General features: G+C 71.6%; 16 protein-coding genes. 12 read left to right on the top strand and 4 right to left on the bottom strand.

Annotation, left to right across the window (positions count from 1 at the left end):
• Window positions 1-5: 5 nt before the first annotated feature.
• Together MWU75_RS16380 and MWU75_RS16375 are read right to left on the bottom strand one after the other, a co-directional pair.
• Window positions 6-389, bottom strand: coding sequence for a VOC family protein (locus MWU75_RS16380; RefSeq protein WP_247092881.1), 384 nt, complete (start codon window positions 387-389; stop codon window positions 6-8).
• A gap of 17 nt (window positions 390-406) precedes the next feature.
• Window positions 407-1,303 carry a helix-turn-helix domain-containing protein gene (locus MWU75_RS16375; protein WP_247092879.1) on the bottom strand — a complete coding sequence of 299 codons (897 nt, stop codon included), beginning with the start codon at window positions 1,301-1,303 and terminating at the stop codon, window positions 407-409.
• Window positions 1,304-1,391: 88 nt separating this feature from the next.
• Here MWU75_RS16375 and MWU75_RS16370 point away from each other — a divergent pair, with 88 nt between their 5' ends.
• From MWU75_RS16370 to MWU75_RS16335, 8 genes are all read left to right on the top strand, one after another.
• Window positions 1,392-2,597 (top strand): zinc-dependent metalloprotease, encoded by a 1,206-nt coding sequence (locus MWU75_RS16370; RefSeq protein WP_247092877.1) that lies wholly within the window; start codon window positions 1,392-1,394, stop codon window positions 2,595-2,597.
• Between the two features lie 7 nt (window positions 2,598-2,604).
• Window positions 2,605-3,591 carry a tRNA lysidine(34) synthetase TilS gene (gene tilS, locus MWU75_RS16365; RefSeq protein WP_247092875.1) on the top strand — a complete coding sequence of 329 codons (987 nt, stop codon included), beginning with the start codon at window positions 2,605-2,607 and terminating at the stop codon, window positions 3,589-3,591.
• Window positions 3,592-3,720: 129 nt separating this feature from the next.
• The gene (gene hpt / locus MWU75_RS16360; protein ID WP_247092866.1) at window positions 3,721-4,272 is read left to right on the top strand and encodes a hypoxanthine phosphoribosyltransferase; all 552 of its coding nucleotides are present in this window, start codon (window positions 3,721-3,723) and stop codon (window positions 4,270-4,272) included.
• Window positions 4,273-4,408: 136 nt separating this feature from the next.
• On the top strand, window positions 4,409-6,400 hold the full coding sequence (gene ftsH / locus MWU75_RS16355) for an ATP-dependent zinc metalloprotease FtsH (protein ID WP_247092857.1): 1,992 nt from the start codon (window positions 4,409-4,411) through the stop codon (window positions 6,398-6,400).
• Window positions 6,387-6,971, top strand: a complete 585-nt coding sequence (gene folE, locus MWU75_RS16350; RefSeq protein WP_247092855.1) for a GTP cyclohydrolase I FolE — start codon at window positions 6,387-6,389, stop codon at window positions 6,969-6,971. The genes ftsH and folE overlap by 14 nt, the downstream gene beginning before the upstream one ends.
• Window positions 6,972-7,039: 68 nt before the next feature.
• Window positions 7,040-7,852 carry a dihydropteroate synthase gene (folP, locus tag MWU75_RS16345; protein WP_247092937.1) on the top strand — a complete coding sequence of 271 codons (813 nt, stop codon included), beginning with the start codon at window positions 7,040-7,042 and terminating at the stop codon, window positions 7,850-7,852.
• The gene (gene folK / locus MWU75_RS16340) at window positions 7,845-8,726 is read left to right on the top strand and encodes a 2-amino-4-hydroxy-6-hydroxymethyldihydropteridine diphosphokinase (RefSeq protein WP_247092853.1); all 882 of its coding nucleotides are present in this window, start codon (window positions 7,845-7,847) and stop codon (window positions 8,724-8,726) included. Before folP ends, folK begins: the two co-directional genes overlap by 8 nt.
• On the top strand, window positions 8,719-9,246 hold the full coding sequence (locus MWU75_RS16335; RefSeq protein WP_247092851.1) for a DUF3180 domain-containing protein: 528 nt from the start codon (window positions 8,719-8,721) through the stop codon (window positions 9,244-9,246). The genes folK and MWU75_RS16335 overlap by 8 nt, the downstream gene beginning before the upstream one ends.
• A gap of 6 nt (window positions 9,247-9,252) precedes the next feature.
• Here the strand turns inward: MWU75_RS16335 and MWU75_RS16330 are convergent, their stop codons facing one another.
• On the bottom strand, window positions 9,253-10,356 hold the full coding sequence (locus MWU75_RS16330) for an NADH-quinone oxidoreductase subunit D (protein WP_247092935.1): 1,104 nt from the start codon (window positions 10,354-10,356) through the stop codon (window positions 9,253-9,255).
• Between the two features lie 79 nt (window positions 10,357-10,435).
• Window positions 10,436-11,392 (bottom strand): SAM-dependent methyltransferase, encoded by a 957-nt coding sequence (locus tag MWU75_RS16325; protein ID WP_247092848.1) that lies wholly within the window; start codon window positions 11,390-11,392, stop codon window positions 10,436-10,438.
• Window positions 11,393-11,440: 48 nt separating this feature from the next.
• Here MWU75_RS16325 and MWU75_RS16320 point away from each other — a divergent pair, with 48 nt between their 5' ends.
• From MWU75_RS16320 to MWU75_RS16305, 4 genes are all read left to right on the top strand, one after another.
• Entirely contained in the window at window positions 11,441-12,016 is a 576-nt protein-coding gene (locus tag MWU75_RS16320) for a methylated-DNA--[protein]-cysteine S-methyltransferase (protein ID WP_281497381.1), read from the top strand.
• A gap of 152 nt (window positions 12,017-12,168) precedes the next feature.
• A complete protein-coding gene (gene lysS, locus MWU75_RS16315) occupies window positions 12,169-13,680 on the top strand; it encodes a lysine--tRNA ligase (RefSeq protein WP_247092846.1) in 1,512 nt (503 codons plus the stop codon).
• 1 nt (window position 13,681) lies between these two features.
• On the top strand, window positions 13,682-13,870 hold the full coding sequence (locus MWU75_RS16310) for a lysyl-tRNA synthetase (RefSeq protein ID WP_247092844.1): 189 nt from the start codon (window positions 13,682-13,684) through the stop codon (window positions 13,868-13,870).
• A 153-nt stretch (window positions 13,871-14,023) separates the two neighbouring features.
• Window positions 14,024-14,359 (top strand): Lsr2 family protein, encoded by a 336-nt coding sequence (locus MWU75_RS16305; RefSeq protein WP_247092842.1) that lies wholly within the window; start codon window positions 14,024-14,026, stop codon window positions 14,357-14,359.
• Window positions 14,360-14,571 lie beyond the last annotated feature (212 nt).

Here is a 14,571-nt window from a genome sequence, read left to right as displayed (position 1 = left end):
AGCGGTCACTCCCCGGCGTAGGTGCCCATCGACCAGAGATTGCCCTCGACGTCCTGCACGGAGGCGGACCGTCCGCCGTAGTCCTGGTCAGCTGGCTCGCGCAGCACGGTCGCCCCGGCTGCGACGGCCCGGCGGAAGACCTCGTCGCAGTCGTCGCACACCAGGTAGGTGGCACCCGTGCCGGGCTGCTTCGGCCAGTCGGGCTGCTCCGCGAAGCTACCGAGCATGAGACCGCCGCCCTTCGGCCAGACGAGCTCCGCGTGCACGATCGTCGAGGGGTCCTTCTCGTCGCGATAGACGGCGCGTTCCTGGAAGCCGATCGCGCTCAGCCACCCCATCGCCGCGTCGGCATCCCGGAACGTGAGTGATTGCCACAGTCCGACATCCACGGTGGACCTCCTCGTTGTCAGGGACGGCCGGTGTCCGTGGACCGGTGGTGGCCGTCCTCACCAGGATCATCCTGCAGCGCGGGCCGGTCTTGAAGGTATACGAACTCGGCCCGCAGCCACGCGCGCGGCGTGCAGCCCGCAAGGAGGCCCCACTCCCTGGTCAGGTGGGCCTGGTCGGCATACCCGGTGTCGGCAGCGAGGGCTCCCAGGTGGACGGCGCCCGCCCGGGCCGTGTGCAGGAGGCGACGGTGGGAGCGCTCGAAGCGGGCCACCCGTTGGAACTCCTTGGGGGTCAGCCCGGCCTCCGCGCGGACCTGAGTGCCGAGGTGGCGCCGGCTCCACCCCACGTCATCGGCCACGCTGCGCACCGACGCGCCGCGGGTCAGCGACGCGAGCGCCCGGCCGACCTCGGACCGCGGACCGGCAGCGCCGTGCCGGGCCAGGGCCGCGATCAGGGCCGACTCCACGATGAGCAGGCGCTGCGCCCAGGTGGCGGCGTCGTGGAGTCGCTCGGGCAGGTGGCAGGGCCCCGGCACGGAAGAGCTCCCACGCAGGTCGGCGAGGTCGACCAGCTCGTGGGCCAGGTCAGCCGCAGACTCGCCGAGCAGGGCCCGCGCCCCGGCCGTGGTCAGCGAGAGCTGGACGCCCGCCTGCCAGCCGTCGTGGTGGATCTCGGCGGGCGTCGAGTGCAGCCCGCCCGCCCCGGCCTGCCAACGGCCGCGCGAGGCCGGCACACCGGCCCAGCCGACCTCGAGCTGGCCGCCCACCGGGAGCACCAGCGTGAGGGCGGTGGAGGGCAGGCCCCGGTGCGTGCCCGGCTGGCCCATGTCCAGGTCGTAGGAGACCAGCCACCCGACATAGGGGCGGAGCGCCGGGTGCACTGGCCGGGAGAGGAAGGGCGGCTCACCGCTCACCCTGTGCAGGCTACGCCGGTGGGCCGACAGGAGGGAGGTCGTGCGCCGACGGACTGCTCCTGGGTGCGAGGGCCGTTAGGTTGGCAGTATGACGGACGAGCAGCGGAGCGAGCCCACCCCCACCTCCTCGACGGGCACCGGGGCGAGCGGTGACGGCGCCGGGGCGAGGGGTGACGGCGCCGGGGCGAGGGGTGACGGCGCCAGGGCGAGTGGTGGCGGCGCCTCGGCGGACACCTCGCGCCGGGGGGCCGACTACGTCGACTGGGACTTCGCCGCGGCGGTCGGTCGCCGGATGGCACCGGCCGGACCCGCCGTCTCGCGTGGGGAGGCTGACGCACTCGTCGCCGAGCTGCGCGACTCCGCGGCCCGGGCCGTGCAGCCGGTCGCGGACACCAGCGGGCTCCATGCCCCGGAGGGTGCCCCGCCACCGCTGATCGTCGACCGGTCGGGGTGGATCGCGGCCAACGCCGTCTCCATGAAGGCGATGCTGGCCCCCGTGCTCGACGAGGTCGTCGCGAAGCGGGCCAAGGCCGGGCACCAGCCCTCCGCGACCGCGCAGCTCGTGGGTGGCCGGGTGACCGGTGCCGAGGTCGCCGGGATGCTGGCCTGGATGAGCACCAAGGTGCTCGGCCAGTTCGATCTGGCACCCGAGAGCACCCCCCGGCTCCTCCTGGTGGCTCCCAACATCCTCACCGTGGAGCGGGACCTCGGTGTCGACCCGAGCGACTTCCGGCTCTGGGTCTGCCTGCACGAGGAGACCCACCGGGTCCAGTTCACCGCGGTCCCGTGGCTGCGGCAGCACATCCTGGACGCGGCCCGGGAGCTCGGGACCCAGCTGGTCCCCGAGTCCGACCAGCTGGGCCAGCGGGTCCAGGAGATCGTCGCGGCGCTGCCGGGCGTGGTCCGTGGCGAGACCGACATCACCCAGGTGCTGGCCACGCCGGAGCAGCGTGAGCGACTGGCGGAGGTCACCGCCGTCATGTCACTGCTGGAGGGCCACGCCGACGTGATCATGGACGACGTGGGTCCCTCGGTCATTCCAACCGTCGCCACCATCCGCCGCCGGTTCCAGCAGCGACGCAAGGGCTCGGGGTCGGTCGACCGCGTGCTGCGGCGCCTGCTGGGGCTGGACGCCAAGATGAAGCAGTATCGCGACGGGGCGGTCTTCGTGCGCAGCATCACCGACCAGGTGGGTCGCGAGGGCTTCAACCGCGTGTGGGAGTCGCCGGAGACCCTCCCGCGCGCCATCGAGATCGCCGACCCGGACGCCTGGCTGCGCCGGGTCCACGGCTGAGCCGTCCGTGGCCGGCCCGGCGCCCGACGTCGCCGCGACCCGCGTCGCGGTCCGGCGTGCGCTGGAGTCGTTCGGGCTGACGGGACGCCCGGTCCTCGTGGGCTGCTCGGGCGGTGCCGACTCCCTGGCGCTCGCCGCCGCGGCCGGCTTCGTCGTGCCGCGGGCCGGCGGGACGGTCGGCGCCGTGGTCGTGGACCACGGGCTGCAGGCGGGGTCGTCCCAGGTTGCGCAGGACGCCGCCGCACAGTGCCAGGGCCTTGGCCTCGCCCCCGTGGAGATCGTGCCCGTCACGGTCGCCGGCACCGGGGAGGGGCCGGAGTCGGCGGCCCGGGACGCGCGCCACGCCGCCCTGACGGACGCCGCCGAGCGCCACGGGGCGGCCGTCGTCCTGCTCGGCCACACCCGCGACGACCAGGCCGAGCAGGTGCTGCTCGGTCTGGCCCGCGGGTCCGGGGCGCGCTCCCTGGCCGGGATGCCGGTGGCCCGCACCGCGCGGCCTGGCTCCTCCGTGCAGATCGTCCGACCCTTCCTGTCGGTGCCGAGGGCCGTCACCGAGGGCACCTGCCGCGCGCTGGGCCTGACCCCGTGGGCCGATCCCCACAACGCCGACGAGGCGTTCACCCGCGTGCGGGCCCGACGTGTCCTGCCGGTGCTGGAGCGCGAGCTCGGTCCCGGCATCGCGGCCGCCCTGGCCCGCTCCGCGGACCTGCTCCGCGACGACGCCGACGCTCTCGACGCCGCCGCGCGCACGGCATACGAGCAGCTTGGTGACCCACCCTGGTCGGCGAGTCACCTCGCCGACCTGCCGGTCGCGGTCCGGCGGAGAGTATGGCGTGAGCTGGCCCTGCGTTCCGGGTCACCCTCGGGGGCGCTCACCGCGGAGCACCTGCGGGCGGCGGACGCCCTGGTCAGCCGGTGGCGGGGGCAGGGACCGGTCGACCTGCCGGGCGGGTTGCGGCTGCACCGGCGGGGCGGCCTGGTGTCGCTGCTGTGAGACGGCGTCGGTCACACCTGTAGGACGGCGTCGGTCACGCCTGTAGGGCGGCGTCGGTCACCGCTGTAGGCACACCGGCAGGGACGCCCTTAGGCTGGGCACGGCCCACCCCCGAGCACAGGAGACGACGTGGACGCCGAGCACATGGCTGCCGACCTGGAGAAGGTCCTGTTGTCCCAGGAGCAAATCCAGGACCGGCTCGCCAAGCTGGCCGCCGAGATCTGGGCGGACTACGAGGACAAGGACGTGTTGCTGGTCGGGGTGCTGAAGGGCGCCGTCGTGGTGATGGCCGACCTGATGCGCGCGCTGCCCGGCACCGCCGAGATGGACTGGATGGCTGTCTCGTCCTACGGGTCGGGCACCAAGTCCTCCGGTGTGGTGCGGATCCTCAAGGACCTGGACACCGACATCACCGGTCGCCACGTGCTGATCGTCGAGGACATCATCGACTCCGGCCTCACGCTGAGCTGGATCCGGTCCAACCTGGACTCCCGCAGCCCCGCGAGCGTCGAGATCTGCACCCTGCTGCGCAAGCCCGACGCCGCCAAGGTGGAGATCGACGTGCGCTACGTCGGGTTCGATATCCCCAACGAGTTCGTCGTCGGCTACGGGCTCGACTTCGCCGAGAAGTACCGCAACCTGCGCGTCGTCGGCACCCTCGCGCCACACGTGTACTCCTAGGCACGGCCCGTCGTCTGGAACACTGGGATGATCTGGCGCGTTATCGGCACCAGAACACGGCCATGATTCGAGCAGGAGGACCGGGGCACGCCCGCCCCGACAGTTGATGACCAAACAGCGCACGCGTGGACCCTGGATGTGGATCCTGATGATCCTCGGTCTGGGCCTCCTGTGGTACACCCTGATGATGCCCAGCGCCTACGAGCGCATCGACACCGCCGAGGCGATGGAGCTCATCCGGAGTGACAAGGTGGCCGAGGCCACCCTGACGCCGGACCGGGTCGACATGGTGCTGAAGGAGGGTGAGACCTTCAGCAACGACGAGGTCGAGGACGCCACCCGGGTGCAGGCCTTCTACGTCCCCTCGCGGGGCGACATGATGGTCCAGGAGTTCGAGGAGCACCCGCCGAGCGAGTCCTTCACCGACGACCCCGAGCAGGGCAACTGGTTCGCCTCCCTGCTGATGACGATCATCCCGCTGCTGCTGATCCTGGGTCTGTTCCTGTTCCTGATGACGCGCATGCAGGGCGGCGGGCGCGGTGTCATGCAGTTCGGCAAGTCCAAGGCCAAGCTCGCCTCCAAGGACATGCCCAAGGTCACCTTCGCCGACGTGGCCGGCGCCGACGAGGCCGTCGAGGAGCTGCACGAGATCAAGGAGTTCCTCGCCGAGCCGCGCAAGTTCCTCGAGGTGGGCGCCAAGATCCCCAAGGGCGTCCTGCTCTACGGCCCGCCCGGCACCGGCAAGACCCTGCTGGCGCGCGCCGTCGCCGGTGAGGCCGGGGTGCCGTTCTACACGATCTCCGGATCCGACTTCGTCGAGATGTTTGTCGGTGTCGGCGCCTCCCGGGTCCGCGACCTGTTCCAGCAGGCCAAGGAGAACGCCCCGGCGATCATCTTCGTCGACGAGATCGACGCCGTCGGCCGGCACCGCGGCGCCGGCCTGGGCGGCGGCCACGACGAGCGCGAGCAGACGCTGAACCAGCTGCTCGTGGAGATGGACGGCTTCGACGCCCACGCCAACGTCATCCTCATCGCGGCGACCAACCGCCCCGACATCCTCGACCCGGCGCTGCTGCGCCCGGGCCGCTTCGACCGGCAGATCGCGGTCGAGGCCCCCGACATGCTCGGCCGACTGCACATCCTGCAGGTGCACAGCAAGAGCAAGCCGCTGGCCCAGTCCGTGGACCTGATGGCCGTGGCCCGCCGGACCCCCGGCTTCTCCGGCGCCGACCTGGCCAACGTGCTCAACGAGGCCGCCCTGCTCACCGCCCGCCGCAACGAGAAGGTCATCGAGGACCACCACCTCGACGAGGCCATCGACCGCGTCATGGCCGGACCGCAGAAGCGCAGCCGGATGATGAGCGCCAAGGAGAAGAAGATCACCGCCTACCACGAGGGCGGGCACGCCCTGGTGGCCGCGGCGATGCGCAACACCGATCCCGTGAGCAAGGTGACGATCCTGCCGCGCGGCCGGGCCCTGGGCTACACCATGGTGCTGCCGGCGGACGACAAGTACTCCACGACCCGCAACGAGCTGCTGGACCAGCTGGCCTACGCGCTCGGCGGCCGGGTCGCCGAGGAGATGGTCTTCCACGACCCGACCACCGGGGCCTCCAACGACATCGAGAAGGCCACCGGGCTGGCCCGCAAGATGGTCACCCAGTTCGGCATGAGCGAGCGGATCGGTGCCGTCAAGCTGGGCTCCGGCGGCGGTGAGGTCTTCCTGGGCCGCGACATGGGTCACGAGCGCGACTACTCCGAGGACCTCGCCGGGGTCGTCGACCAGGAGGTGCGCCGGCTGATCGAGGCGGCGCACGACGAGGCGTGGCACGCCCTCAACGACAACCGGCACATCCTGGACCGGCTGGTCCTGGAGCTCCTGGAGAAGGAGACGCTCAACGCCGCGGCGCTGGCCGACCTCTTCGCCGACGTCCACAAGCGTCCGGAGCGACCGGTCTGGCTCAGCAGCGACCACCGCGGCATCCACACCTCCGGCCCGGTGATGACCGACGCCGAGCGACGGGCGATGGCCAACGGGCACAACCCCGAGACCGACGGCCGGGAGCACCCGCCGTCCGAGGTGATCGAGATCCCCGACGGCGGGTACGTCGACGGTGGCGAGCGCTGAGGTGGACCACGCCCGGATCGAGGCCGCGGTCCGGGAGATCCTGATCGCGGTCGGTGAGGACCCGGACCGGGAGGGCCTGCGCGAGACCCCGGCGCGGGTCGCCCGCTCCTACGAGGAGATCTTCGCGGGCCTCCGGCAGGATCCGGAGACCGCCCTGTCGGCCACCTTCGACGTGGCCCACGACGAGATGGTCCTGGTGCGCGACATCGCCCTCTACAGCACCTGTGAGCACCACCTGGTGCCCTTCCACGGGGTCGCCCACGTGGGCTACATCCCCGGGGCCGACGGCCGGGTCACCGGCCTGTCCAAGCTCGGCCGGCTGGTCGAGGTCTACGCCCGGCGGCCCCAGGTGCAGGAGCGTCTCACCACCCAGATCGCCGAGGCGCTCGAGGCGCACCTGGCTCCCCGGGGCGTGATCGTGGTCATCGAGGCCGAGCACCTGTGTATGTCGATGCGCGGGGTCCGCAAGCCCGGCGCCACGACCATCACCTCGGCCGTGCGGGGACAGCTCACCAACCCCGCGACGCGGGCCGAGGCGATGAGCCTGATCCTCGCCGACCGGGGGCGGTGACCCGCGCGGTGTCGCCCGCCCTGCCCGGCGCAGAGCCGTCCGCGGCTCCCGCTCGCCGCCCCCTGATCATGGGGGTGGTCAACGTGACCCCCGACTCCTTCAGCGACGGGGGCCGCTGGTTCGAGCCGCAGGCGGCCATCGCGCACGGCGAGCTGCTCCTGGAGCAGGGCGCCGACCTGCTCGACATCGGCGGGGAGTCCACCCGGCCCGGCGCCGCCCGGCCGTCCGAGGAGGAGGAGCTGACCCGCGTCATCGGTGTCGTGCGGGCCCTCGCGGACCAGGGGGCCAGGGTCTCGATCGACACGATGCGCTCGCGGGTCGCGGCGCAGGCGCTGGAGGCAGGGGCCCAGCTCGTCAACGACGTGTCCGGGGGGCTGGCGGACCCGCAGATGGCTCCGCTCGTCGCCTCCGTGGGGGTGCCCTTCGTGGCGATGCACTGGCGTGCCCACTCCGCGCAGATGGACCTGGAGGCGCAGTATGCCGACGTGGTCACCGACGTCATCGCCGAGCTCCGGCAGCGCGTCACCGGGCTGCTCGAGGCGGGGGTCGGGCATGGGTCGATCGTCCTGGACCCCGGCTTCGGGTTCAGCAAGGACGCCGGGCACAACTGGCAGCTGCTGGCCGGGCTCGACCAGGTGGTCGGGCTGGGCTACCCGGTCCTGGTCGGCACCAGCCGCAAGCGGTTCCTCGGCAGGCTCGACCCCCAGGCCGGCCCGGACGCGGAGCCGACCCCGCCCACGGACCGCGACAGCGCGACCGCGGCGACCAGCCTGCTCGCCGCCCAGGCGGGCGCGTGGGCGGTCCGCGTTCACGACGTGCCCAGCACCCGTGACGCGCTCGCGGTCTGGGAGCACGTCCGGGAGGCGGGGTCGCATGGGTGACCTGCACCGACCGGACCGGATCACGCTGACCGGCGTGACGGCATACGGCCATCACGGGGTCCTGGCCAGCGAGAAGCAGGAGGGACAGGAGTTCTCGGTCGACCTGGTCCTCGAGGTCGACCTGTCCCGCGCCGGCGCCAGCGACGACCTGAGGCACACCGTCAACTACGCCGAGGTCGCCGCCGACGCCGTGGCACTCCTGGAGGGTCCGTCACAGGACCTGATCGAGACCGTCGCCACGCAGATCGCCGACGCGGTGCTGACCCGGCCCCTGGTGGAGGCCGTCGAGGTCACCCTGCACAAGCCGCACGCGCCCGTCGGGGTGCCGTTCGCCGACGTCACCGTGGCGCTGCGTCGTGAGCGCGACGTCCCGGTCGTCATCGCGCTCGGTGCGAATCTTGGCGCCGATCCCGCCGACACCCTGGAGCGGGCCGTCGAGCGGCTGCGTGCGGTCCCGGGACTGCGTGACGTGCGCGTGTCGCCCACCGTCGAGACCGACCCGGTGGGCGGTCCGGAGCAGCCGGTCTACAGCAATGCGGTGGCCCTGGCGCGGACCTCGCTCGCCCCGTGGCGGCTGCTGGGGGCGCTGCACGGCATTGAGGCGGAGTTCGGGCGCACCCGGGAGGTCCGGTGGGGGGCCCGAACCCTCGACCTGGACCTGATCCAGGTGGGGACACCGGGGGACTCCTCGGAGGTCGTCAGTGACGACCCCGACCTGACCCTGCCCCACCCCCGGGCGCACGAGCGCGGCTTCGTGCTCGCGCCCTGGCACGCGCTCGAGGAGACCGCGACGCTGCGCGTCGGCGATGGCGTCGTGCCGGTGGCCGACCTGCTCCCTGCGGTGTCGGACCAGGGGGTGCGAGGCCGTGGGTGACCTCACCGGGGTGCGCGTGAGCGCGGTCGCGGCCGTGACGGTGGCCTCGACGCTCGTCTGCGTGCTGCTGCTCCGCGGCTGGCGTGCCCTGGGCAACGACCTGCCCGAGGTGCCGTGGATCGCGGTCGGCCCGCTCGTGCTGCTGATCCTGCTGGTGCTGGTGGCGGGGTGGCAGGTGCGCCGCTACGCCAGGTACCGCAAGGGTCCCGACCGTGTCGACGGCCGGGTGCCGCAGCGGATCTCGCCGCAGCGCGCGCGGGGGACGCTGGTCGCGGCCCAGGCCTCCGCCCTCGGCGGGGGTGCCCTCGTCGGTTGGTATGTCGCGATCGCCCTGCTCCAGCTGCCCAACGCCGACGTCGCGTCGGTGCGCAGCATGATGATCCGGGCTGCCGTCTGCGCCGGGGTGGCACTGCTGCTGGCCGTCGCAGGTCTCGTGGCCCAACACTGGTGCCGGTTGCCCCCGGGGGAGCACGACGACGAGGACGACGAGCCGCCCCGCGGCGTCTCCTACGTGTCCTGACCGTCTCTACTTGTCGATGTCGCCGACGACGAAGAACGTCGAGCCCAGGATCGCGACCATGTCGCCGATCACCGCACCGGGCAGCAGCTCGGAGAGCACCTGCACGTTGTTGAAGGACGCCGACCGCAGCTTCAACCGCCAGGGCACCTTGTCACCTCGGCTCACCAGGTAGTAGCCGTTGAGCCCCAGGGGATTCTCCGTGGCGAGGTAGTGCTCGCCCTCCGGCACCCGCAGCACCTTGGGCAGCTTGACGTCGATGGGTCCCTCGGGCAGGCCGCGCAGCACCTCCGTGCATCGGCGGGCGAGGTCGAGGCTGACGTGCACCTGCTCCAGCAGGACCTCCAGGCGGGCGTAGCAGTCGCCGGCCGTCCGCGTCACCACGCGACCGGGACCGTCCGGCCCGAACAGCTCGCCGTAGGCGAGATACGGCTCGTCGCGTCGCAGGTCCACCTCCAGACCGGACGCCCGCGCGATCGGCCCGGACACGCCATACTGCCGGACCTGCTCCAGACTGAGCACCCCCACGCCCACGGTGCGCCCGCGCAGGATCGGGTTGTCGACCAGCATCCCCTCCAGGTCCGGCATCCGGCCGCGCACCGCCTCCACGGCCTCGTCGACGCGGTCCAGCCAGCCGTCGGGGATGTCCTCCCGCAGACCGCCGATGCGCGCGATCATGTAGTGCATCCGGCCGCCGGAGATCTCCTCCATGACGGCCTGCAGCTCCTCCCGCTCGCGGAAGGCGTAGAAGATCGGCGTGATCGCCCCCAGCTCCAACGGGTAGGACCCGAGGAACATCAGGTGGTTGAGCACCCGGTTGAGCTCGGCCAGCAGGGTGCGGGTCCAGGTGGCACGCTCGGGGACCTCCATGCCGAGCATGTGCTCCACGGTCAGCGCGACCCCGATCTCGTTGCTGAACGCCGAGAGCCAGTCGTGCCGGTTGGCCAGCACCATGATCTGGCGGTAGTCGCGCACCTCGAAGAGCTTCTCCGCGCCGCGGTGCATGTAGCCGACGATCGGCTCGGCCGCCACGATGCGCTCGCCGTCGGCGGTGATCCGCAGTCGCAGCACGCCGTGCGTCGCGGGGTGCTGCGGCCCGATGTTGAGCACCATCTCGGTGGTGGTCAGCCCGGCCGTTCCCAGCTCGATGTCCAGGTCCCGGGTGGTCTTGTGGTGCGACACCCCACCCACGCTAGCCGAGGTGCTCCCTCCCGCGGCGCGACGTGGCCCACCAGAAGCCGCCCAGGCCGGTGGCCGCGGTCAGCGTCGCCAGGGCGTTGGCCCGCGCCAGGCCGTGCAGGTATGCCGTGGGCCGGGTCCGCGCGAGATCGTGCGGCGGGATCGTGGCCGGGCCGAGGAGCTCGTGCAGGGCCTCCCGTTGGGTGCGGAGCTGGTCGGCGCCCAGGGAGTCCATGGCGACGTGGGCGGTCAGGTCGCACGAGCCGTCCGGCACCGGGGGCACCTGGGTGCCGTCGCGGTAGCCGGTCAGCGTGCCGCCCGGCGGCCTGGTGTCCCTGGTGTGGCCGTAGTCGACGGCCAGGACCAGCCCCCGGTCGACCCGGGAGACCAGATCCGAGTATGCCGTGTCCCGGGGGAGGCCGACCTCGGCCCTCCCCACGTGGTCGGGGACGTGCGTCGCCAGCCAGTCGAGGTCGGCGCCGATCGCCGGTGGGCCGGTCCGCTCCGCGCCCGTGCGGTCCACCTCCACGTGGTGCCACGGGTGGTCCGCGGCGGACCGGGCGACGACGGGGCAGGGTACGACGTCCAGCCACTCGTGGGCCACGAGCAGGGTGTCGGTCAGGCCGGTGAGCTCGTCGGGGAGCCGCCCGCCGCCGGGGGAGACGAGCCAGTCGAGGTGGGCAGGGAGCCCGTCCGGCCGATCCACCACCTCGACCCCGAGCAGCTCGAGGTCTGGAGCGTGCCGTGCCACGCCGGAGAGCAGCTCACCCCGACCGGCCGCGACCTCGACCACGCGCCGGATCCCGTGGCGCTCGGCGAGCCGGGCGAGCGCCTCTGCCAACAGGTCACCCGCGGTTCCGAGGCCCTGCGCCGAGGTGGCGAAGTGGTCGGCGGGCGCCGCACGGCGGTAGAAGCCGCGGGGGCCATAGAGCGCCTCCTGCCACATCACGTCCCATCGCCGCCAGGTCACGGGAGCCAGTCTGCCGTCACTGTCAGAGCCCTGGTGCACGATGGGGTCATGGAGACACAGCCTCCCGGTGCCATGGAGACACAGGCTCCCGACGTGCACTGGCGGACCCCGGTCGGCCCCAACACCCACCACATCGTGGTCGACAGCCCGATCGAGGAGCTCACGCTGGTGAGTGACGGCTCGGCCCTCACCGGGGTCTACATGGCTGTCCACCGGCACACCGACCGGACGGGCTGGGGCGACCGGGTGGTCCTGGGTGACGCACCCGAGGTGCTGCGGTCCGCGGCCACCCAGCTGTCGGCATACTTCACGGGCGGGCGCACCGAGTTCGACCTGCCGCTGGCACCCCGGGGCACCGACTTCCAGCGTCAGGTGTGGGCGCTGCTGCTGACCATCCCCTACGGCACCACGAGCAGCTACGGCGAGCTGGCTGCCCGCTTGGGGAGCCCGGGCGCGTCCCGTGCGGTCGGCCTGGCCAACGGGCGCAACCCGATCTCGATCGTCGTCCCGTGCCACCGGGTCGTCGGCTCGACGGGGCAGCTCACCGGCTACGGCGGCGGCATCGAGCGCAAGCGGACCCTGCTGGCCCTGGAGGAGCGGGTGGGCGGCCTCTCGCTCTGGTGAGCGTTGCCATGCTGATGTGTCGCTCTGGTGAGCTTTGCCATGGTGAGGTGCGTCACCTCGGGCGGTGGAGCCGTGGTGCGCTCGTGCGGGAGCGGCTGAGGGTCGGACGCTGCTGACTCTGTCCCGGCGGGCGCGCTGGGTACGCTGGAGCGGTGACCCAGACCCCTGCCCCCGTGCCCGAGGCCGACCTGGCCGCTGACGTCCCCGAGCAGGTCAGGGTGCGCACCGCCAAGCGGGCACAGTTGCTGGCGGAGGGCAAGGACCCCTACCCGCCGGGCGTCCCGGTGACCCACACCATCGGTCAGGTCCGCGAGCAGTGGGGGCACCTGGAGACCGGCGAGGAGACCGCCGACGAGGTGGGCGTCTCCGGCCGGGTGGTCTTCGTGCGCAACACCGGCAAGCTCTGTTTCGCCAGTCTGCAGGCCGGTGACGGCACCCGCCTGCAGGTGATGATCAGCCTGGCCGAGGTCGGGGAGGAGTCGCTGACGTCCTGGAAGTCGCTGGTCGATCTCGGCGACCACGTCTTCGTCCACGGCCGGGTCATCTCCAGCCGCCGCGGGGAGCTGTCGGTGATGGCGACGTCCTGGCAGATGGCCAGCAAGGCGCTGCGGCCGCTGCCGGTGCTGCACAAGGACCTCTCCGAGGAGGAGCGGGTGCGCCGCCGCTACGTCGACCTCATCGTCCGGGACGAGGCCCGGGCGATGGTGGTCTCGCGGGCCGCCGCGACCCGGGCGATCCGTCAGGTCCTCGAGGGTGATGGCTATATCGAGATCGAGACCCCGGTGCTCCAGTCGGTGCACGGTGGAGCGACGGCGCGTCCCTTCCACACGCGGCTGAATGCCTTTGACCTGCCCATGACGTTGCGCATTGCCCTGGAACTGCACCTGAAGAGGGCTGTCGTCGGCGGTATTGATCGGGTCTATGAGATTGGCCGGGTCTTCCGCAACGAGGGCATCGACTCCACGCACAGTCCCGAGTTCACGATGCTCGAGGCATATCAGGCTTATGGCGACCAGTGGTCCATGGCCGACCTCACCAGGCGGATGATCGTGGCAGCCGCCGATGCCCTTGGTTCACGGCAGATCGAGACGCCACAGGGCGTGGTGAATCTCGACGGCGAGTGGCAGTGGCTGGCCTTCTATGACGCCCTTTCCTCGACATTGGGCACCGACATTAATGTTGAAACCGAAACTAATGAGTTGGTGCGGATCGCCGCGGAACGCGAGGTGTCGATCGACGAGGGCTGGGACGGGCCCAAGATTGCCCTTGAGCTCTTTGGTGAGCTTGTGGAGCCGACGATCGTGCAGCCCACCTTTGTCTGTGACTTCCCGGCGGTGGCCCAGCCGCTGGCCCGACCGCACCGCGACAGCCCGGGGCTGATCGAGGCGTGGGACCTGATCATCGCCGGCACGGAACGCGGCACCGCCTTCACCGAGCTCATCGACCCGGTCATCCAGCGCGAGCGGCTCACCGCCCAGTCTTTGCTTGCGGCACAGGGGGACCCGGAGGCCATGCAGCTCGACGAGGACTTCCTGCGTGCGCTGGAGCACGCGGCCCCACCGATGGGGGGCCTGGGCCTCGGGATCGATCGCGTCCTGATGCTCCTGATGGGTGTCGGGATCCGCGAGACCATCCTCTTTCCCTTCGTGAAGCCGGAGGTGTGACGTGGCCCTGTGGGACACCATCTGGCCGATCATGGCCGCGCTGATCCCCTCTGTGGGGTTGTTGCTGCTCTTCTTCTTCCTCATGAAGCGCATTGTTGAGGCGGATCGACGAGAGCGGGCCGCGGAGCGGCGCTGGCAGGCTGAGCGCGAGGCGATGGGCGGGACGCAGGACTCCACGTCGCCCGAGTGAAGGGGGCGGACTCAGACTGCTTTCAGGAACTCGCGATATCCGTCATTCAGAAGGATTGTGAAAATCGAGTTTCGCTTTGTTATGTGGCGCAATAGGCTGTACGTTATTGCGTGCCGCCGCGGGCGGCCTTGGCCCAATGACAAAGGAGAACACATGGCACAGCGTGTACAGGTGATTCTGGTGGATGACCTCAGTGGCGGGGAAGCGACCGAAACAGTTGAGTTCGCTCTTGACGGTGTGACCTACGAGGTCGACCTGTCCGATGCCAATGCCGCCAAGCTGCGTGAGGAGTTCGCGCAGTGGATCGGCGTTGCCCGACGTTCCGGGGGGCGTCGGCAGACGCGTCGTTCCGGGCGCGGCGGTTCGGCTGCGGCCTCCCGCGACGAGCTGGCCCGGATCCGCGAGTGGGGCCGCGACAACGGCTACAAGGTGAGTGACCGCGGGCGGGTCTCCAAGGACCTCCAGGAGGCCTACGCAGCGGCTCACTGAGCACTGCCACGGCTGACAGGGCCGGCGCGGACACGACGTCCGCGCCGGCCCTGCGCTGTTTCTGTCGCCTGCGCGCTTGTCGCAGCCACCGCCCGTCGCCGTACCCGTGACCGCCTGCCTGCCCCCGGCACCGCCCGTGTTGCCCCTGTCACTTCCGTCTTCGAGCCCCGACGTATCCTCACGCCGGTTGCAACCAGCCCGAAGATGACTTG

The organism is Ornithinimicrobium sp. F0845 (assembly GCF_023015765.1).
In the GTDB taxonomy this organism is placed as follows: Bacteria; Actinomycetota; Actinomycetes; order Actinomycetales; family Dermatophilaceae; genus Ornithinicoccus.
Note: the sequence above shows the minus strand (reverse complement) of the source record. Positions and strands in the feature narration are given on the sequence as shown.

Coding starts and splice junctions, on each gene's coding strand:
- MWU75_RS16370 (WP_247092877.1), top strand. CDS start 1,392: ATGACGGACGAGCAGCGGAGCGAGCCCACCCCCACCTCCTCGACGGGC.
- ftsH (WP_247092857.1), top strand. CDS start 4,409: ATGTGGATCCTGATGATCCTCGGTCTGGGCCTCCTGTGGTACACCCTG.
- folP (WP_247092937.1), top strand. CDS start 7,040: ATGGGGGTGGTCAACGTGACCCCCGACTCCTTCAGCGACGGGGGCCGC.
- folK (WP_247092853.1), top strand. CDS start 7,845: ATGGGTGACCTGCACCGACCGGACCGGATCACGCTGACCGGCGTGACG.
- MWU75_RS16330 (WP_247092935.1), bottom strand. CDS start 10,356: ATGGTGCTCAACATCGGGCCGCAGCACCCCGCGACGCACGGCGTGCTG.
- MWU75_RS16320 (WP_281497381.1), top strand. CDS start 11,441: ATGGAGACACAGCCTCCCGGTGCCATGGAGACACAGGCTCCCGACGTG.
- MWU75_RS16305 (WP_247092842.1), top strand. CDS start 14,024: ATGGCACAGCGTGTACAGGTGATTCTGGTGGATGACCTCAGTGGCGGG.